General features: G+C 57.9%; 17 protein-coding genes and 2 pseudogenes. 13 read left to right on the top strand and 6 right to left on the bottom strand.

Annotated features, from left to right (window positions below; translation table 11 throughout):
• Positions 1-17 precede the first annotated feature (17 nt).
• Entirely contained in the window at positions 18-4,121 is a 4,104-nt protein-coding gene (locus FHR94_RS09195) for a hypothetical protein (RefSeq protein ID WP_183325365.1), read from the bottom strand.
• Positions 4,122-4,528: 407 nt separating this feature from the next.
• Positions 4,529-4,822: pseudogene (locus tag FHR94_RS09190) on the bottom strand (IS3 family transposase); the annotation flags it as partial.
• Between the two features lie 106 nt (positions 4,823-4,928).
• Between FHR94_RS09190 and FHR94_RS09185 the strand changes: the two are divergent.
• The 7 genes and pseudogenes from FHR94_RS09185 to FHR94_RS09155 all read left to right on the top strand — a co-directional run.
• Positions 4,929-5,248: pseudogene (locus FHR94_RS09185) on the top strand (transposase); the annotation flags it as partial.
• 181 nt (positions 5,249-5,429) lie between these two features.
• Positions 5,430-5,906: a metallophosphoesterase family protein gene (locus tag FHR94_RS09180; RefSeq protein ID WP_183325362.1), complete on the top strand. Its 477-nt coding sequence runs from the start codon at positions 5,430-5,432 to the stop codon at positions 5,904-5,906.
• A gap of 82 nt (positions 5,907-5,988) precedes the next feature.
• Complete coding sequence (locus FHR94_RS09175; protein WP_183325395.1) at positions 5,989-6,282, top strand: hypothetical protein; 294 nt, start codon at positions 5,989-5,991, stop codon at positions 6,280-6,282.
• A 262-nt stretch (positions 6,283-6,544) separates the two neighbouring features.
• On the top strand, positions 6,545-8,716 hold the full coding sequence (locus FHR94_RS09170; RefSeq protein WP_183325360.1) for an ATP-binding protein: 2,172 nt from the start codon (positions 6,545-6,547) through the stop codon (positions 8,714-8,716).
• Positions 8,709-9,629 carry a diguanylate cyclase gene (locus FHR94_RS09165; protein WP_183325358.1) on the top strand — a complete coding sequence of 307 codons (921 nt, stop codon included), beginning with the start codon at positions 8,709-8,711 and terminating at the stop codon, positions 9,627-9,629. The genes FHR94_RS09170 and FHR94_RS09165 overlap by 8 nt, the downstream gene beginning before the upstream one ends.
• Before the next feature lie 155 nt (positions 9,630-9,784).
• Positions 9,785-10,372, top strand: a complete 588-nt coding sequence (locus FHR94_RS09160) for a YqaA family protein (protein WP_183325351.1) — start codon at positions 9,785-9,787, stop codon at positions 10,370-10,372.
• Positions 10,373-10,482: 110 nt separating this feature from the next.
• Positions 10,483-10,944, top strand: a complete 462-nt coding sequence (locus FHR94_RS09155) for a COG4315 family predicted lipoprotein (protein WP_183325348.1) — start codon at positions 10,483-10,485, stop codon at positions 10,942-10,944.
• A 151-nt stretch (positions 10,945-11,095) separates the two neighbouring features.
• Here FHR94_RS09155 and FHR94_RS09150 read toward each other — a convergent pair whose 3' ends face one another.
• From FHR94_RS09150 to FHR94_RS09135, 4 genes are all read right to left on the bottom strand, one after another.
• Entirely contained in the window at positions 11,096-11,383 is a 288-nt protein-coding gene (locus tag FHR94_RS09150; RefSeq protein ID WP_183325347.1) for a sll1863 family stress response protein, read from the bottom strand.
• A complete protein-coding gene (gene hmuQ, locus FHR94_RS09145; protein ID WP_183325345.1) occupies positions 11,380-11,715 on the bottom strand; it encodes a heme-degrading protein HmuQ in 336 nt (111 codons plus the stop codon). Before hmuQ ends, FHR94_RS09150 begins: the two co-directional genes overlap by 4 nt.
• A gap of 121 nt (positions 11,716-11,836) precedes the next feature.
• Entirely contained in the window at positions 11,837-12,004 is a 168-nt protein-coding gene (locus FHR94_RS09140) for a hypothetical protein (protein WP_183325343.1), read from the bottom strand.
• A gap of 208 nt (positions 12,005-12,212) precedes the next feature.
• Entirely contained in the window at positions 12,213-12,365 is a 153-nt protein-coding gene (locus FHR94_RS09135) for a hypothetical protein (protein ID WP_183325341.1), read from the bottom strand.
• Positions 12,366-12,547: 182 nt separating this feature from the next.
• Between FHR94_RS09135 and rhuM the strand changes: the two genes are divergently transcribed.
• The 6 genes from rhuM to FHR94_RS09105 all read left to right on the top strand — a co-directional run bounded on the left by rhuM (position 12,548) and on the right by FHR94_RS09105 (position 19,467).
• Positions 12,548-13,075: a RhuM family protein gene (rhuM, locus tag FHR94_RS19845; protein ID WP_343064652.1), complete on the top strand. Its 528-nt coding sequence runs from the start codon at positions 12,548-12,550 to the stop codon at positions 13,073-13,075.
• A 57-nt stretch (positions 13,076-13,132) separates the two neighbouring features.
• Complete coding sequence (locus tag FHR94_RS09125) at positions 13,133-13,477, top strand: DUF427 domain-containing protein (RefSeq protein ID WP_183325339.1); 345 nt, start codon at positions 13,133-13,135, stop codon at positions 13,475-13,477.
• A gap of 196 nt (positions 13,478-13,673) precedes the next feature.
• Positions 13,674-15,413: a hypothetical protein gene (locus FHR94_RS09120; protein ID WP_183325338.1), complete on the top strand. Its 1,740-nt coding sequence runs from the start codon at positions 13,674-13,676 to the stop codon at positions 15,411-15,413.
• Positions 15,410-17,140, top strand: coding sequence for a hypothetical protein (locus FHR94_RS09115; protein ID WP_183325337.1), 1,731 nt, complete (start codon positions 15,410-15,412; stop codon positions 17,138-17,140). Before FHR94_RS09120 ends, FHR94_RS09115 begins: the two co-directional genes overlap by 4 nt.
• 180 nt (positions 17,141-17,320) lie before the next feature.
• Positions 17,321-17,941: a hypothetical protein gene (locus FHR94_RS09110; RefSeq protein ID WP_183325335.1), complete on the top strand. Its 621-nt coding sequence runs from the start codon at positions 17,321-17,323 to the stop codon at positions 17,939-17,941.
• Positions 17,942-18,270: 329 nt separating this feature from the next.
• Positions 18,271-19,467 carry a Shedu anti-phage system protein SduA domain-containing protein gene (locus FHR94_RS09105; protein ID WP_183325333.1) on the top strand — a complete coding sequence of 399 codons (1,197 nt, stop codon included), beginning with the start codon at positions 18,271-18,273 and terminating at the stop codon, positions 19,465-19,467.
• The last annotated feature ends 186 nt before the right edge of the window (positions 19,468-19,653 follow it).

The following is a 19,653-nucleotide window of genomic DNA, read 5'->3' as shown; positions in this document are numbered from 1 at the left end:
GAGGTCGGTTCAACGGATCATGCATCGGAATCAGCGGATGCTGGGTCGGGGCCGAGTTTCAGCCACCCCTCCCGAATGGCCTGGGGCGCCGAGAAAGCCGCCGTACTGACGGCGGCGCCGATCGACAGCGAATAGGTATCGAATACCCGTTCCACGTCGGCCAGCAGCGTCGGACTCAGGCCAGCCGGCGGCTGGTCCGGCCGCTGGTCTTTGGGGACCACCCGTGCCGTGTCGGGACGATCGCCCGACGGCGCCAGCCAGCCGCCGCGCGTGAGTCGTCGCCACAGATCAGTTGGCTCCGGAATCTTTTCCTCCAGCAGCGCGCGACCGATGGTCGGTGTGCGGGGGATTTCCCGCCATTGAACGGGACCAGTCCGTTCCAGCCAGGACCAGGAAAAACCGGGCTCGTTGGGCAGATCGATTCGGATTTTTCCGGCGTCGCTGAGTAGCGGGGCCATCTGGAACGTGACTTCGATATGCTGCAGCGCGGGTCCGTACAGCTCCGTTGGGATATCGATTTCCTTGGTCGGCAGGATGCCGGAAGTCGCGTGCAGTTTGCCTCTGGGATCGAACAGCAGGGTGAAGGCCCTGGCCGGGGCATTGACGGTCACCGGCACGTTCAGCGGCGGCCCGCCGTCACGGTAGACGCGAATACCAGGATGGCTCGCCGTGGATGCCACGGGACTGCAAAAAACCCTATCCAGCCCGCCGTCCACGTCCTCGGACCAGTAACCCAGCAGGCCATCATTCAGTTGGTGGGGCTCGCCGAGCCGCACCGGAAATTCGACCCGATCAAAATTGTCCGTGTCGGCATCCGCCCCCTGCAGCTGCTTGATGAACAGGTTCCAGCCCTGGTGCTGAGCCGGCTCGCCCAGCAGCTGGAGATCCAGGTTAACCCTTGCGACGGCGATGGGCCGCCCCATGAGCAGGGCCAGGTCCGGGTGCCGGGCGGCGCTTTCCGGATCGATGGTTTCCTGTGCGCTTTCGAGCACGTCGAGGAAATCCGCGAGAAACCGTTCGGATGCAGCCCCGAGTTCCGGATTCAGGCTGGTGCGGTGCCGTTCGTAAAGAAACTGAACGACACGCCGCAGGTGACGGTTTTCGATCTGCTCCACGGTGGTCGGGAACGGATCTGCGGGCGCGCTTCGCCAGGGCACATCGGGATCGGGAACCAATGCGCCGACCGGTTGACCGAAAGCGTCATAGACGTCCAGGCTGTTGTCTAGGTAGTTGGGTATCAGCCATCCGCAGATCGGATTGGAGTCTGGATGTTCGCTGGTTTCCTGCCCGTCATCGTGGGCGGACAGCCAGCGCAGGTTCAAGCGTGCCGCTTGACTCAGGCGTGGCCGAAGCTGGATGCGGCCTGGATGCGCGGCATCGCGCAAGGGCTCGCTGGTGAGCACCTCGTCACTGTGGACGCGGATGTCCTGCACCTGTCCGAAATTATCCACCAAGCGCAGGGCGCGGACCTCCATATAGCCGGAACGCAGGGGCATGAAATCGTTGAGGGGCTGGGCGGCGGCGGTGGTGTTGCGGCCCACCGCTTCGCGGACCCGATCGGTGAAATCCTGGTATTCTGGAAAGCCGATCGGGTCGGCGATTTCCAGCTGGCGCGTCTGTTTGTGCATGAGTAGCGCCTCATTGAATCCGCCCAGCGATTGCGCCAGACACTCCCAGCTTTCCAGTTGCCGAAATGCCGCCAGCAGGTTGCGCATAGCCGCGGGGAGACTCTCCGCCTTCTGCCCGGCGTACCAGCGAAGCAAGGTTTCCAACTGATCCCGCCACCAGCTCTCCATGCCGGCGTCCAGCTCCGGGTCATCCGCGTCCGGCAGATCCTGCAAATCGGAGATCTCCTGACCCACCCAGGCGCCGAATCCGGCAAGATCCCGCAGCAGATACCCGTAGCCCCTGTTTTCCGGCGCCGTGCCGGCCTGTTCGAAATAGCGTTCCGGTAGATCAGCCTTGACCCAATCGAGCAGGTAGCGCCGCAGGTCCGTTTCCAGCTTGATGCCCGCATTGGGCGTCAGAATGGACAGTCCGGCATAGAGCGTATGACCGCTCGTTATGACGTCGAAGGACGGCAGCAAGCGGAAGTCCGCCGCCGATTCATCGAGCTGGTAGTGGCCGTCGACATAGTCCTGCGCGTAGGACCGGTTCCGGGTCAAGAGGTTGCCGAGGCGGCCGGCGGGGATCAGTGCCACTTCCCATTCCAGCAGAAACGGCTGCCAGGGATTCTTTCGCCAGACACTGACCGGCAGCCGTTTGTCCCGGTACAGACCCGCGACACGGTCTTGCAGGTCCATCAAGGCGCCGCCGGTGGGATTGTCCGGGTCCAGAGAACCCGCCTTGATCGTGGGGCAATCTAGGACCGCCCGGGGATCGCGCAACCCGCTCGGTACACCGTTCTTCGAGCTGCCGGGGCGGGCCAACAGCAGCACCGGGTCATTGGGGCGCCAGAAACGGGGGCCGGATTTCGCCTTCAGGCTGTATTGCTTGTTGGCCTGGCTCAACTGCGGGTCCGCATTGGCGGCCGTGATCTTATGCAGCAGTTCGCCGATCTCGGCAGCCAGACGCGCCGCCAGGGAATCGGCGGCGGAGTCACCGGCCGTGGCTTCGAGCACGCCGTCCTGACCATCCATGCGCAGCGATAACTGACCCTTGCGTCGTTTCAGCGCTTCGATGGGTTGGATGTCGCGCTGCTCGATGAAGGCCATGACCTCATCCAGGTCCGGGTAGGCATCCATGCTGTCGGCGGGCGGATAGGCGCAGAGCATGTATTTGTTCCAATCGGCGTAGAGCTGCTTCTGCAAGGCGTCGAGATCAAACCCGGCCTTCTCGTATTGCGCCTGCAGACTATTAACCCGATGCAGGTCCTCGGCGGACAGGACGGGATCTCCGCCGTACTCTTTTTCCGTTTCCGCCGATGGCACGCCAACGGAACGCAGCACCACCGTCCAAAGCGTCTCGCCGGGCAAGGCGCGAAAACCCTTCTCGTGACGTGCCTCGCGAAACTTCGCTCCGATATCGAGGTTCCGGTTATTGAGTCTGGCGGTGAATTGAACCGCCTCCAGTTGATCCTCGACCACCGTCTTGTCAGCCGACAGGCGCCCGGCCAGAAAAGCGGACAAAGCCTCCGTCCCGGTATTCCCGGCGGCGACCTGGTAGGCCGGCTGCGACGACAATTCGAGCAGCGAGGCAAATTCGACACGGGCCGTATAGAGGTTGTGGGCGGGCAGCAGGATGTCGTCCTTGGCGAATCCCGCCTTCGGCGGTGCGCCCGTTATCTCTGGCGGATCGAAATCGATCCGCCAGAGAAATTCGTCCTCGATGGCTTCCTTGAGCGCCCTGTTAAACTCACGGCTGTTCCAGTCTTTCTCTGCCGACACGGACCCGATGAAGTCGTCGAGGAACCGACTCAGATAGTCGTTTTTTGCCCGGCCATAGAATCCCAGAACCTGGTAAGCCAAGGTTTCAGCACCGTCCAGGGAACGGATGTCCGGGTCGTGAAAGCCGAACACCGAATTGCAATGGGGGTAGTAGGCAGCGAAGGTGGGTTCAGCGTAGCCGGACGCGCCGGGCTGCGGCTCGTAGCCGGTGGCGGTCAAGTATTGAATACGGGGACCCTGCAGCGATTGGGCCCGGTTCCAGCCGGCGCCCAGTTCAACGGCACGGCCAAGGAAGCGGTAAGGCTGGTTCTGGCCGCGGGGGTTTCCGTCGTAGTAGGGGACATGGCTTTGCACCAGGCCCTCCGCCAGCGGTGCCGTAGAGAGGAAATCGCTTTCCACCAACCAGCTCTTGTCCCGGACCTCGTTCAGGAAACGGGTCACCACCCAGCGGTCCGGCGCCGGCGGCAGTCTGTCTCCGTCGCCCTTGGACATCGGCTTGGTGAGCACACCCGGCAAGTACCAATGGAGATGCACCCCGGCCGGCAGCACGAGGTTCTTGTCCTGAAAGGGCGGGGTCAGTATTTCTTCAGCGATGCAAGCGACGTCCGGATTGTGGTCCTGTCCGCCATCACTGTAGGGAAGTCTGGTGAAATCAGCCAATCCCTCTCGGCTCGGGGTGTCTTCGGTCAGATAAAGCGCGTCCGCCTTCACCGGTACCAAGATCAAATCGTTCACGCCACCACCTTACATTCCTTGGTTTTTGATGTGAACCAGACGACCACAGCAACCTGCTGCGAAAATACCTGATGTCACCGTTGCGGATCAGTGCCACAGTTGTCGGAGTTTTTGAATCGAATTGATACGGATCTTATAAACGTAGGATATTTGAAGCAATGCGCAAGACGAAATTGGCCATTTACGATCCGACACCAAAACGCTTCAGCGCAATCCTCAACAACCGGACTAACTCGGATAGTGCAGCACAAACAAGAAGGTCGACCTGATTTTATGTTATAATTCAAGTGCTTGAGGCGAATATAGCAACCCGGTCGCCCATGACACATTGTACTGTTAAGTACCTAGACAAAAGAAATTGCGTATCCCTTTCCATAACCTGACAAGATCCGTTCTATTGATATTACTTAGCAATCGTGGACACCGGTCTCAGCGATCATTCGGGCCTCGAAGGCCTCAGAGCTGATCATGCCAATCGCACTGTGCCGGCGCTGCCGGTTGTAGTCCATCTCGATGTACTCGAGCACTTGCCGCCGCATGGCGTCCCGGGTCTCGAAACACTCGCCATGGATCGCCTGGATCTTCAGGCTATGGAAGAAGCTCTCGGCGCACGCGTCGTAGCAATTGTCCTTGGCACTCATGCTGCACTTCAGGTCATGCTGGATCATCAGTGACCGGTACAGGGTCAAACAGTACTGGGCGATTTCAAGCTCTTCCGACTTCTCGGCCAGTTGGCACTTGAGCCGGGCATTCTCGTCGGCCAAGGCTTGCTCGCGCTGAATCGCTTTGCTGTTGCTGGGCAAGATCATCGAGTACCTGGGCCGTCTGCGTAGTCACTCGGGGCCTCAGAAGCTGGCCGCGCCGTACTTTCGGCGTCCACGAGGTCGCCGCCCCGAACAACCCCGGGAATGGTGTTACGACCTAACGTCCAGGCGGGCTCCAGGCCATCGCCGCGACGCGTCGTGCTGGTCGTGCAGGAACGCCCCGATGAACTGCTGTTGCATGCCTTCTTCCTGGTCACCAACCTCGGCAAGTTCGACTGGTCACCGGCGAAGGTCCTGGCGCTCTACCGCAAGCGCGGCAATGCCGAGGCGCACATGGGCGAGGTGAAGTCGGCGCTCGACATCGATTCCTAACAGTTATGAAAAGACCATCTAAAAGCCGAATCGGGTATAACTCAACCGGCTACCAAGCGGTCGCATGAATAAGGCGGGGCTGAGTGTATGGTTGACGCAACATCTCGACGCCGAACATCCTGAACCTGACCCAAGTGAGTGGAGGCGCCATGCTCTCCAGCCGACGAACGGCATGATCACCCCCGAGTGGCCAATCGGCATCATCAGCGATACCCACGGGCTGCTGCGTCCCGAGGCCCTGACCCTGCTAGAGGGCTGCGGGCTGATCCTGCATCTGGGCGACGTGGGCAGTCGCGATCAGGACGCCGCCATCCTCGAACGGCTGGCGGCGCTGGCCCCGACGTTGGCGGTGCGCGGCAACATCGACACCGCGCCCTGGGCCGAGACGCTGCCGATGACGCGGGACCTCACCGTCAACGGCTGGCGCCTGCACCTGGTGCATATCCTGGCCGAGTTCGACCCGGCCACGCCCTGCGACGCCGTGCTCCACGGTCACTCCCACAAGCCGCGCAACGAATGGCAGGACGACCGACTACTATTCAACCCCGGCGCGGCCGGCAAGCGTCGCTTTCGCCTGCCCATCACCCTGGGCAAGCTGTGGGCCGACGCGCGCGGCCTGCGTGGGGCCATCCTCCACCTACCGCTGTAAGCGCCACCAACGACACCAGCATCCGGAGAGAATCAGCGTGACCGAAAAAACCGAGCTGGCCTCGCGCCTGCGTGAGCTGTTGATGGGGCTGCCCGACGAGGCGCTGCCGATCACCTACCAGCAGGCCGCCGAGGCGCTGGGCCTTTCGCCGCCGCGCACCATCCAGCGCGTCGCCCTGGCCTTGGAGACGCTGATGCGCGAGGACGTGGCCGCCGGCCGCCCGCTGATCGCCGCCCTGGTGGTCAGCCGCCGCGGTGACCTGCCCCGACGGGGCTTCTTCGAGCTGGCCGTGGCGCTGGGACGCTTTCCCGCCGACCCGTCCCGCCACGAAGTGGCCTATCGGCAGGAGTTCGCCCGGGCCCTTGGCCGAGCGTGAGCCGCCTTGCCTCCGCGCCCAGAACTGGCCGCGCCCGGTCTCGACCAGGGTAAACTAGTGGTGGGCGTGGGTGATCCGGGGTCGGCCGGCTCTCCCGTGGGATGGGGACGGGTATGTCGTACCGGTGAAGTGACCCATGGGCAGCATCCCCTCGTTTCAGTATGGTGATCACCGGATGAAATGCCACCGAACAAGGCGGCGCAATGCAGTGCGTGCTCACCGTCGTGGGTGACGGGGCCGGGGACAACAGGGGGAGGGGGTGATGGATTCGGGTGAGAGAATCGCCAGGCTACGCCAGCAGGTTCAGCGCTGGCTGCAGGTGACGCCGGCCGGTGATGATGTCGCCGGCGCCGGCACGCTCGAGGGGTTGGATGCCGACTTGGCGGCGTTCGAGGGCGAACTGCGTACCCTCTTTTCCAGTGAGGGCGTGTCACCGACTCCCTTCGAGGCCCTGCGCGAACAGGCCGTGCTGCGCACCGTTCTCGAGTCGATGGTCGAGGGGGTCATCGTGGCCGACATGGAGGGGCATCTTCTCATCTTCAATGCATCCGCCAGGGAACTCCTGGGACAAGGGCCACTGGATCACGGCCCCAGCGCCTGGAGTGAAGCCTACGGCCTCTTTTATGCAGATGGTAAGACGCTTTGCCCGTCCGAGGAGTTGCCGCTCAGCCGTGCGTTGCGGGGAGAATCGGTGGATGGAGCCGAACTAGTGGTCCGGTCGCCCGAGAGGGGCCTCGAACGCCATATCAGGGCGAACGGCAGGCCCCTGTGGGATAGCGATGGCCGGCAGATCGGTGCCGTCGTGGTCTTCCACGATACCTCGCGGGCCAAGGCGCTGGAACGGGAGATGCAGCGCGCCCGGGAAAGTGCCGAGGAGACCGCACGCATCAAGAGTGAGTTCCTGGCCAACATGAGCCACGAGATCCGTACGCCCTTGACCGCCGTGCTGGGCTTCACGGATCTGCTGCTGGATGCGACGCTGAGCGAAAGCGATCGCCTCAACTATATCCAGGCCGTCCGGCGTAACGGGGAACACCTGCTGGCGCTCATCAACGATGTGCTTGACCTGTCGAAGATCCATGCCAATCAGATAAAGGTCGAGTCGGTGGAATGCTCCCTGCATCAGGTGCTGCACGAAGCCGCCTCGGTGATGCAGGTGCGGGCCTATGAAAAGGGGCTTGACTTCGCTATCACCTATGATACCCCCATTCCGGCGCATATTCGCAGTGACCCCATGCGTATCCGCCAGATCATGCTCAACCTGCTCAGTAACGCCATCAAGTTCACCCGGCAGGGTAGGGTCAGGCTGACGGCACGCTGCCTGGCGGTCGGTACGTCGGCCTCCAGGGTGGAGATAGCCGTCACGGATACGGGGATCGGTCTGAATACCACCGAAATCGATGGCCTTTTCCTGCCGTTTCAGCAGGCGAATGCCACCACCACACGCCAGTATGGGGGTACGGGCCTGGGCCTGGCCATCAGCCGATCACTGGCCGAGGCGCTGGGTGGCGATATCCAGGTGTGCAGCACACCAGGGCAGGGCAGTACCTTCACCTTTACCCTCCATCAACCGATCGACGAGGACATGGCCATGGTGCAGGCATCCGGCACCATGGCAGTCGAGACGGAAGCCGAGACAGGGCGCCCTGAAACGGGGCAGGCACTCACGGGGCGTGTCCTGCTGGTGGAGGATGGCCTCGATAACCAGCTCTTGCTGTCGACGCTGCTCCGTCGGCAGGGGCTGGAGGTGGAGATTGCCGACAACGGGCAGGCAGCCGTCACCCAGGCCCTGGCGGCGCTCGAGGAGGATCGCCCCTTCGACGTGATCCTTATGGATATGCAGTTACCGAAGCTCGACGGCTACGGTGCCACCGCCAAGCTGCGTGCCAAGGGATATTCGGGAGCGATCATCGCCCTGACCGCCCATGTCATGTCCGGGGAGCGTGAGCGTTGCCTTACGGCAGGCTGTGATGATTACCTGAGCAAACCGATCGGTCGGCAGGCGCTGCTGGAGGCGGTCGAGCCCTACCTGACACCTCGGCGTACCGGGCGCCTGGTTCTCACCCCTTCCGAACCGGTGGGCGTCGGCGAGAAGCAGCAGGCGAGTATCACTCCGCTCTACAGTCACTATGCCGACGACCCGGACATGGACGAGTTGATCGCCGGTTTTGTCGAACGGCTAGCGGGGCAACTTCATGACATCCGGGTGGCCGCGGGAAACGGTGAGCTGGCGCATCTGAAACACCTCGCTCACCAGCTCAAGGGGGCAGCCGGCGGCTATGGCTTCATGCCCGTGAGTCGTGCCGCAGAGGCCCTCGAGAGCGTGGCGCAGGACGCGTCGCGAACCGATGACGTATCGGAAGCCGTCAATCGGTTGAGTGCCGTTTGTGACAGGGTACGGCCCGGTCAGCAGAGGGCAGAGGACGATGCTTGACTCCACGCTGCAGACAGTCCTGATCGTCGATGATTCGCCGGATATTCATCGCCTTATCAGCGCCCGGCTCAGCGCAGAAGGCGTGGCGCTCCTGCATGCCCATGATGCGGTAGAGGGCCTGGCGATCGCGCGCGAACAACTGCCCGACCTGATCCTGCTCGATCTCGAAATGCCGGGCACAGATGGCATGACGCTCTTCAGTCAGCTCAAGGAGGAGTCTGCCCTCGACGCGATACCGGTGATCTTTCTCACCGGTACGCTCGACGTGACGACCAAGGTCCAGGCCTTCGAGCTCGGCGCCGTGGACTATGTGACCAAACCCTTCGATGCCATCGAGCTCAAGGCTCGGGTCCGAGCGGCCCTGCGCACCAAGCGTTACCAGGATCTGCTGGCCACCAAGGCCCGGATCGACGCCCTCACGGGACTCTGGAACCGCGGCTACCTCACCGACCAGCTGGCGGTCGAGGTGTCGGCACTGATACGCCATGGCTCCCCTGTGGCATTGATCATGGTGGATATCGATCACTTCAAGCGCATCAACGATACCCATGGCCATCCCTTCGGCGACATCGTGCTGCAGCGGGTGGCACAAGTGCTCGGCCAGGCGACCCGCGACAACGATGTGGTGTGCCGCTACGGCGGCGAGGAGTTTGCGATCATTCTGCGTGACACCTCCAGCGTTGGCGCTGTGAGTATTGCGCAGCGCCTGTGTCACGCCGTGGCGGCCATTACCTTCAGGCAGGGTCGAGAGACGGTGCAGGTGACCGCAAGCTTCGGGGTCGCAGGCAGTGACCAGTGCGACGATCACGACGCCGTGTCTGCCGACACCCTGCTCGAGGCCGCCGACATGGCGCTCTATGCGGCAAAGTCCGCGGGACGCAACCGAGTGGGCTGGAAACACGAGACGCGTTGAGAGCCTGCCTGTCCCCGGGCAGAGCGAAAAGTGCCACTACCACAGCATCACTTCAGCCGGGATGTGCCCCGGCGGCGGCATCGCATCCGTGCGGTTCGATCGCGCCTCGGCAGCTACGCTGAGACACACCCTCGCCCAGCTTGTCCCTCCAGGCCATGCCCTTGAAGCTCACGTCTGCACGCACTTGGCTCGATCGCCTGGATCGGTCGCCTCATGCGCTGTGGCTGCTGTTCGTCGCCTCGATGATGGAAACCCTGGCCGTACCCATTCCCATCGAGACCATCCTGATTCCCTGGATGCTGTGCCACCCCTACCGTAAGTGGACCATCGCCAGTGTGGCCCTGGCGGGCAATCTCACCGCGGCCGCCCTCGGCTTCCATCTCGGCATCCTTGCCATGGAACAATGGCGCGATGCGGTGATTAACATCTTTGGCGGCCAGGCGGCGTATGAGGATTTTCAGGCGCGCCTGCAGCAGGAAGGCTTCATGGCGCTCCTGGCGGTTGGCATCGTGCCGATCCCCTTCCAGACCGCCATGTTGGTCGCCGGTGCGAGTGGTTATTCCTTCGTGCTGTTCATGCTGGCGGCCCTGCTGGCCCGAGGCACGCGCTATTTCGGCCTGGCCATCCTGGTGGCCCTGGTGGGGGATGCGGCATTGCGCCTATGGAGACGCTACTCCACACCACTGGGCCTGATCGGTGTGGTGCTGTTCGGTGTATGGATGTGGTTTCAGCTAGCGCCTTGAAGGTCCTGGATACGCGATTCCGGAGGACTCCTCTGATGCACCAGCGCATCACGAGATCTCTGCTAGCCTGACAAGCGACCAGCGACGTTCCACCACCGAGGAGAACGACCATGCCAGTATGGAAGCTCGCCCTTTTCACCGCCCTTGCCACCGCTTTCTCCGCGCCCGCCCTGGCGCAGACCGATGGCGACACCGCCCTCGGCGTCGAAAAGAGTGACCAGTACGGCAGTTACCTCACCGACGGCCAGGGCCGGACCCTGTACCTGTTCACCAAGGATCAGCAGGGGGAAGGTGACAGCCAGGCGAAAAGCAACTGTTACGACGACTGTGCCGGTGCCTGGCCTCCGCATACGGTCGAGGGTGAGCCACAGGCCGGCGAGGGAGTCGACCAGGAGCTGATGGGAACCATCGAACGTGATGACGGCACTACCCAGCTCACCTATGGCGGCTGGCCGCTCTATCGCTTCGTCAAGGACCAGGCCGCCGGCGACGTCAATGGCCAGGATGTTCATGGCTTCGATGGCGAGTGGTACCTGCTCTCGCCGGACGGCAGCAAGAACGAGGCCGAGTAGTGTGGCAACGCCATCATGCTAACGCCCCGGCTACCTCCTGGTAGCCGGTATTATCCCAGCCCCCTCACTCTCATCACGCGTCTCTCCACCGCGTCAAGCAACTGGCCGCGCCGGGTCTCGGCCAGGATGAGCCAGCGGCGCGAGCGGAGGATTATTTGAAGCGGGAGCGGGCCTTCTCGAGGGATTCGCTCAGCGAGTCCCAGGCGCGTTCCGCGCCGGCCTTGATGTCGCCCCAGGCATCATCGCCGGCCTCGCGCAGCTCCTCGAGTTTCTGGCGCACTTCCTCGCGTTTCGCCTCGAGGCGCTCGGCCTCCTTTTCTCTCTCGATGCGAGTATCGGCCTCGGCGCCCTTGGCCCGGGCCCTCAGCTTGTCGATCTCGGCCTGCCACTCATCCAGCTTGGCCTGCAGCTTCTGCTCGTAGGCTTCCCGGTTACTCATGAATCGTTCTCCTCGTTGTCGACCGTCTGGATGACCTCGAAGCCCTCGAACGTCGGCGGGCCCAGGTACAGCCCCTCGCGCTTGCTCTGGCCGGCATTGGCGTGGGCCTTGCGAAACGCCTCGGAGTGCGTCCAGGCCTCGAAGTCCTCGCGCGAGCGCCAGACGGTGTGAGAAGCGTAGAGCACGTGATCTTCCTTCTCGGGACCGCGCAGCATGTGGAACTCGACGAAACCAGGCAGGCCCTGCAGGTGCGTTTCCCGCTCCAGCCAGATCTGCTCGAACTCCTCCACTCTCTCGGGGTTGACCCGGAAACGGTTCATGGCAATGAACACGGTGAGGCTCCTTGTGGCGGGTTTCCAATAAACGTCGGGTGACGATGCCACCTCGCCTGCGTCGGGGCAAGGTTGTATCGAGAGCGGAACGCGGCCGGGTCTCAGGCTCGGCCGCAGGGTGTCACGCCTTGTGGTGCTGGCAGGTCACCGTCGGGTTGAACGGCTCGAGGTTGCCGTTGGGGTTGTCGCGTAACCACAAGTGCTGATCGTAGTGCGTCTCGAAGTGGTGGGCCTCCTCGGTGGGGGTGGTCGGGTCGTCGACCATGTAGTCCCAGGTGCGGCCCGCCATTGCCCGCGGCTTCCCAGGCCTTGCGGAACACCAGGTTCTCGACCCCGACCAGCACCAGGGAGCCGTCTTCGATGGGGACCACGCCGGTCATGAAGGGGGGTGAAACGCGCCTTGAGGTGCGGGCCGTACTCGGTGTCCGCCGCCATCACGAAGAGGACCTGGCGGCCGCCGAGTTCCGTCAGCGACGGCGGGGTGCGATCTGTCTCACTCACTGTTCGATTCCTCCGCGGCCCATGATCGTCGTCATCGTGCCCCCCAGGGTGGCGATCGGCCTGGCCTTGCCGGTCTCAACCACTACTTCGGGCGGGAAGTCACGGATACGGGATTTCTTCATGGAGCTGACTGCCTTGTCATGGGTCACCTGGACTCAGTGTATTGCCCTGGCACACCGATGTGCGATGGCGCGCCGTCGCTGACGCCTCGACCGAATCGCCTATGGGCCAAGCCATGCTTCGGTGCTAGGCTGGCTTCAATATCTCGCAACGACACCGCCGACCTTTGTGTTCCAGTTTTTTGCCGTGGGGAACAGAACGAGATCGTGAAGTGTGTAAGGATCTGCGCACCGTCAGCGAGCACATCGGCAATGTGTACGAAGAGGGCGAGCTGGACCGGGAGGGAACTGTCCGGAAATTCCGGATAGTTCGCCAGGAGGGCAAGCGGCAGGTCCAGCGCGCCATTGAACATTACAACCTCGATGTCATCATTTCCGTTGGCTACCGAGTCAAATCCCACCGAGGCGTGAAGTGGACCCGATCCGCCGGACCAGCTGACAGGTCATCCAAGCTCCGATGGACAAAGCACAGGGATCGGCCGCCATCACGCAGAGGATGTCGCGGTCGACCAGTCTTGTCGGCCGCACCATCGCGCTCACACGCCTGCACTCCGCGGAGGGCATCGGCGATGCAGTCGGTCAACGCTGTGGTGCTCACCCCCCTCGCTGGGCGCCTTCATGGGCACGGCGGCGGCGATGGCCACCGCGCTGCTGCTGACGCTCGGGATGTTGCAGTGACGCTTCCCAACACATGGAGCCCACGACCAATGACGAAGACGCTCCTGACCCGAATCGAGTGACAGCTGCTGCCATCTTCCCTAAGCTGAATGAGTTGCCAAACAGCAAGGGAGCTGCCGATGGCCGATCACACCGCCGAACCCCGCATCACCCTCCACCCGCATACCCGCCGGGTACGCATCTTCGATGGCGATACCCTGATCGCCGACACCCAGAACGCCATTGAACTGCGCGAGCGCGGATATCCACACCGCCAGTATGTGCCCAGAGGGGATGTGGATATGTCGAAGCTGACGGTTTCCTCCACAGTGACCCATTGCCCATTCAAGGGCGACACTACCTATTACTCGCTGCCCGATATCGCCGATGTGGCCTGGAGCTATGAGCGGCCGATCGACGAGATGCAGGCGATTGCCGGACGGTTGGCGTTTGATGCCGGGAAGGTGGCGGAGTTTGTGGAGTGACGTCCGCTATCGACCCAAAGCGGACCGTCATGCAGGGTGCGGCATATGTCGGATCATCGACGTGGAGGGCGGATAGCTGCCGTTCGCTGCAGGTAAAAAGTCGCGACAGTCTGTGTGAAAATTACTTGCACCTTGTTGAGAGGCAGTAGTTTCCAACGACTGGTCTGCGCGGTATGGTTGTGCAAAGAATGCATTGGTGAACGAGGCCGGCAGCGTGACAGAAAAAAGTGATTTAGCTCAGCTGATTATCGATGGCGATGCCGCCGGACGCCTTATCCCAACCATTCTCGACTTTGAATACAAAGACAGAAAACGGGAACTTGGCGGTTTCTTGGCTGATTTGAACAACTCGGGTGAGATCGCTCTGCTCTCGGACGCCAACCTTGCGGCCATACGACAGCTTGAGCACAACGACTTTTGGATGGTGTTCGGCGCGTTGTCTGACGCAATTGAGCACGTGGTGGATGATTACCCTGCTGTACAGCAGTTTGCTGAGTGTCTGGTCGAGAGAGCAGGTAACGATGGGGCGTCTAACACTCCGTTTGTGTCATTCGTTTGTTGGTGCGAAAAACATCCCTCTCAAGCCAGAAAAATAATTACAGGCGCAAAAGACGGCCAAGAGGATTGCCAACGTTCCTGTGTGTTTGCCTTACAAGGTCTCAATGACTTTGGATACTTGGTAGATTTCTTAGAGGACAGTAGAGCGGAATTCCGATCTATGGGATTTCGCGCCTTAGTAAGGCTCAAGAACATGACATCACAGGACGACCAAACTGGTATAGATGCTTGCCTTTCGGAAATTCAAAGCCCGTCTTCTGATGATGCGCGAAATGCTGCTATTGAGGCCGTTTTTCGTATTTGGGACAATGATGCGACCAAGGAAAAATATCGGCAAGACGAAGCGATAAAGTCCCTTCTCGCCCAGCCGACAGATGACGACTTGGTGCGCCTGTGCGCGATGCTTTTCTATCACAAGAATGCATCCACAGAGCAAACTATCAGTGCAGTATTGAGTAGATCACAAAGCATATCCTCCAGCTTCGAGACAGCAAGCCACTGGATAGATAACGCACTAACCTGGAAAGATGAACGCTGGTCATTCAAGGAGGTGATCGCGTTCATAGAGGCCATGGTTCCGCACTTCGAGCAGCCAGCAAAGAGCAAGCAGTTTCATAGCTTTTGCGAATGGGTTTGGGAAGAACCTGCAAACACTTCATACCTTTTCGCGCGCTGGCTTAATTCTGGCGACTTCTCCTTGTGCAGCTTCTTGGCCGAAATGGTCAGCGGCGGATATAAGGGAGCAGCGCTATCTCTCCTGCCGCAAGACTTACCTCCAGAAGCGGTAGATCAAGTCTTTCTAGCCCGAAAATGTATCGGCTTTCTTTGGCTGCATGAGATCACGGCAGCGTCAATTCTGCTTAGTCTAGTCGAACATGGGCATCCAGATGCTGTCCCTGAGATTGAAGATCTCCTTTGGGAACCGCTGCTCCTTAGCTACTCTAGTGAGCTTAGGCCGTATCTTGAGCAACAAGCGTCTAGTGCTTCCCCAACTGTGGCTAAGGCGGCTCAAGAGCTGATAGCGAACCACGCAGCATATATTGAGGGGCTGGAAAAGGCGCAGGACCTTAGCGAACTTGAACCCTCAAATGAAGCGAGACGAGCGGCGGCGATCAAAGATCACCAGAGGAACACGGATATTCAAAAGCAAGCGCGCAAAATGTCTATCTTTGGCGATATGTTTCATACTGCGACGATGCTCTACGGTCGCAAGAGCTTCAGTATGATCACGGGTGCTGATGGCAAAAAGTTCCCAAGTATCACCCCCCTGAGCGAACACTCCTATAGCGTTGAATTTCCTCGTTTGTCCGTAGTTGACCCGGTTGGGTTTAATCGTTTGCTCTTGGTTTGCAGGGTCGAGCAGAGAAAAGAAAAATGAAACTGATACTCAAAGAATATCTGGCGTCCCTCAAGGAACGAGGTGACCTTGACAAAGCGTTGTTGCCCAACCTGCTTTCCGCGATGGGGTTGCAGGTTCTGAAAACCCCAATGATCGGAACCCGCCAAGATGGAGTTGATATATCCGCTGTCGGTCAGTTGCCAGACGATGAGCAGAGATACCTCTATTTGCTCTGTGTCAAGGCAGGAGATGTTGGGCGCAATGACTGGGATGCCGGGCCACAATCAGTAGGCCCTGAACTTCGAGAAATTCTACAGGTGTACATTCGCTCAAAGATTGCCAAAGAGCATCAAGATTTTCCTATCAAAATTTGCCTGTGCATGGGGGGTGAATTAAAGGAAACGGTTGAAGGAAACTGGGCCGGCTTCACAGCGACTTATGCAAGCGAGAAAATTGGTTTTGAGTTGTGGAATGGAGACCGGTTAGCTGGATTTATGGAAAAATCTTTGTTGGCTCGGGAGTTGCTGGACGAAGCGGCGCGCAGGCATTTTCAGAAAGCCCTTGCAATGGTGAATGAGCCAGAGGCCTGTTATGAATATACCAGAAGTTTTGTTGCCATCGTTCTCCCACAAGAGGACATGAAAGACAAAGAGCGCCTATTGAGGCTAAGACAGGCGTATATTTGCCTCCACGCCATTTGCGCCTGGGCGGTTGAAGCAAAGAGTCTCGATGTCGTTTATCGGATATCTGAATTGGGCTTGCTGTTCTGCTGGGATGCAATGCGCGAAGAACCCGTCAAGACGAAGCCTACCAAACATCAAGTCGCTCTGACGGAAATTTTGGACCAGTACGTCCGGCTCTATTTGATGATGTCCGAGGTTTATTTTGAGAAGGTTCTGTATCCTCATGCCGAGACGCTTCATGCGCTAACGGTTTCGGTGAAGTCGCGAGAAGCGGTCGATGCCAATCTTGCGATGTTCGACTTGCTTGGCCGTGCGGCCACCCGTGCAATCTGGACGGACTTGTTCGGGAAAGCTCTCTCGGAGGCGAACCCCGAGTTAGCTCACAGTCTGAACGAGCAGACAAAGAAGATGCTCGATATGTTGGTGGCCCTGATCAACAACAACCCGACTTTGGGGTCTCCGTTCAAGGACGATCACATGATCGAGGCAGCCTTGGTCATGTATCTTGCTCAACAAACATCGTCAGGCAGGCGATTTATGCCATGGTTTCATGCCATGGCTGAGAACACATCGTTCGCGCTTCTAACCAATACCAGTTACCCAACGTGTTTTCGCGACTACAACGATCTGCTTGCTCATCCTGCGAGTAATGAACAGGAGTACCGTGATGAGGCTTGTGTTGGCAGTGTCCTGTATCCCTACCTATTCACTTGGCTTCAGTATTGCGCCGAACAAGTTTTCATTGAAGAATTCTCCAGACGACTTTCCCAAAAAATACCCGACTGCACACATCAGGCGTGGTTCCCCGATGAGGAGACAGACCAAAAAATCTGGCGTGGGGATACCTACCATGGGATTTGCGTGACTGACCTGTCGCCAGCACGTGGAAATGCGGAGATAGCAGATGCCTTGAACCTAGCAATCAAAGAGTGTGGGGCAATTTTTGAAATGACAGCGATGAAGCGAGGACTGGTTCCACTTTTCTTGACGGCCTGTAGGCACTACCGCTTGCCTATCCCGCCAACACTTTGGATGCCGCCGCAAAGCAATTCAGATGAGGCTCTGGTAGAGCCCCATTCATAGTAGAGCAAGAAGCCTTTTTGCCCTTTGGCGAAAGCTGCGCTGCAGCACCGTCGGGGGCCGTCAATGTCCGCATTTGGCCGGATGCCGAACGTTAGGCTACGCTAATGGTGTTGGTTCTGCAGCTGATAGCCGATGCTGTGTGAAATCGTTTGATATCTCTAGGCTCTATAGGATTTCGCAATGGATATAATAAAGTTATTAGATGCGATATCCAAGGGGCAATGGGTCCTCGCAGTCATTATTTTTGCTACGGTTATTTTGGTTTTGTTATTCCGTTACGATCCTTGGGGACTTGGCTCGAAACTCCGCATAGCGCTAAAGATTCCCATTCAAGGACTAAAGCCGCATATTAAGATCGATATCTATTGTCCCCAAGATCGCAAGGGCTTTGAAGATGAAGTGGCGGTGAGATTGATTAATGATGGAAATGTAGAGGCAATCGTAAGAACTTCTATCAGAATTATTATAGAAAAGGGGTTCGGGAACTATGAGGGAGATGAAATCTATGACTCTGACAAGCGAAGGGTAGAGGGAAAGGACGAAGTGGAGTCAATTCCTCCCGGCTGTGTAAGCTATTTCAATATCCGACATATTATTCGTAAGAACTCCACAATGACGACCTGGTTTGATTTGGTTGGGGCGCCTAAAAAATGGTTGAATAGTGAGATTAAAGTGGAGGCTTTGGCCGAATATTGGGATAAAGATAAGATACGGTCGTATAATACACCGGCAGTGTCAGGTATCATTGGGTGGAGTGAGGATGGCGCGGTTGTTCTCGACAGTAAGCGACTTCCGCGATAGTTGCTGGTTTAGGTTGGTGCATAACACAAGCAGCCAGGAAGACCATCAAGCCACCACTTTGATTTGGTTTTTTGGTTGCCTTCTACAAAATTTATGTCAGAATGAATTGAAAGCCTATTCTTGGCCGAATGCAGAAACTTAGTATATGCTTATAAACTATGCTTGTCATTTGACGGCTCGAAACCGACATGCAGGGAAATAAAATACCCACATATAGAGCTGAAAATATTTTGCTCGGTCGTATATTATGCAGGTGCGATAACAAAATAAAAGTGTGCAGTCTAGTTACTGATAGCTGCTTGGCATACTGAGTAAGTAGGGTTGAATTTATGAATAGTGATCAGCTTTGTACCTTGATCGAAAGTGGGATAGAAAAATTTTCTGGACTTGTTCATGCGGATGAGTCAGAGCAGGGGTTTCAAAGCTTCTTTGAAGAGAATATAACACTGTTTCAGGCGCTAGGATATTCAAATGCAATTCCACACCCGATAATTGAGAGTCAAGCTCAAGGAAAATTTATTCCAGATTTTATCGTCCAACGAGACGATGGGTTATGGCAGGTGCTTGAACTAAAGCGACCAAACACTAAAGTGCTAAAGAATAGTGCGCGTCGAGACTCGTGGTATGCGGAAATGCAAGGCTATCTATCACAGTGTATAGACTATATAGATCAGCTAAGGGATCAGTCTGTGTGCGCAAGCTTCGAGCGGCGTTATGGCGTCACAATGCATCAGGGTTTCCCAGCGACAATTATTGCTGGACTATCTGAACATATTGAACAGCTCCAAGTGACAAGAATGTTGGATCGTTTTAAGGCTAATATATCGTTGGCGACTTTCGATCAGGCCTTGGCCTCTATGCAGGCATGGTACTCAGGTAAATATCCGCAAGCCGAGCATTGGTCAGGATTTACAATTGCTTTGCTCTATCAGTTAGATCCTTTAAGAATTGAAAATGGATGTGTTTTTGATGTTGGTTGGGAGAAGGGTAGAAATAGAATATCTTTACACCGGAGGTCAGAAGAGGTTCTTGCACTTCGCATAATTGATAATAATGGTCTAATCATGAGCCATGATTTTATTTCTCCGGACCGAGCTGTAGGCAGGTCTGTACCAGTAATGATAAGCGCTTTTCCAGTAAATGATATTTTAAGAATAGTGCTAGAAGCAGATGGGTTACAGATTGTCGACATAAGGAGCTCGATCATGGATGTAGATCTTCCAATGCCTTCTCCTTCAATTTTGGGGAATGATTTTGAAGAGTCCGGGTCTGCCTGCTTTGTTAATGGGTTTTTTATGACTCGCACACCAACTCTTTCCATGAGTGAAAGGGAAAAAGTTAGAGGTTATATGCGAGAAAATCTTTATAACTATCTGGGAGGGCGGGATAAAACTATCAAGGGAGTAAGGTTTTCTCCAAGTCAGTTTATGTATAGCGAAGGTCACCCCTACTTTGACCACGGCCAAAAACTCTCGACCAATATGGTTCAAAGGAACGACGATTGCAGGCCAGCGGCGTGTAGCTAATACATGTTTTAGAGTTTGCTGGGGAACATTTAATTCCATCGTTAATAAAGAGGTTTTTTAATCAGGAATATGGAAAATGATCCCAAAGGATAAGCTTTTCACTGCATGGACAACAATGGTTCATGAATACAGACATTAGAATGTTCTCAACGTCTGCTCCTGGCCGCATGCCGAACCTCAGACTAT

This window comes from Halomonas cerina (genome assembly GCF_014192215.1).
Taxonomy (GTDB): domain Bacteria; phylum Pseudomonadota; class Gammaproteobacteria; order Pseudomonadales; family Halomonadaceae; genus Halomonas; species Halomonas cerina.
Note: the sequence above shows the minus strand (reverse complement) of the source record. Positions and strands in the feature narration are given on the sequence as shown.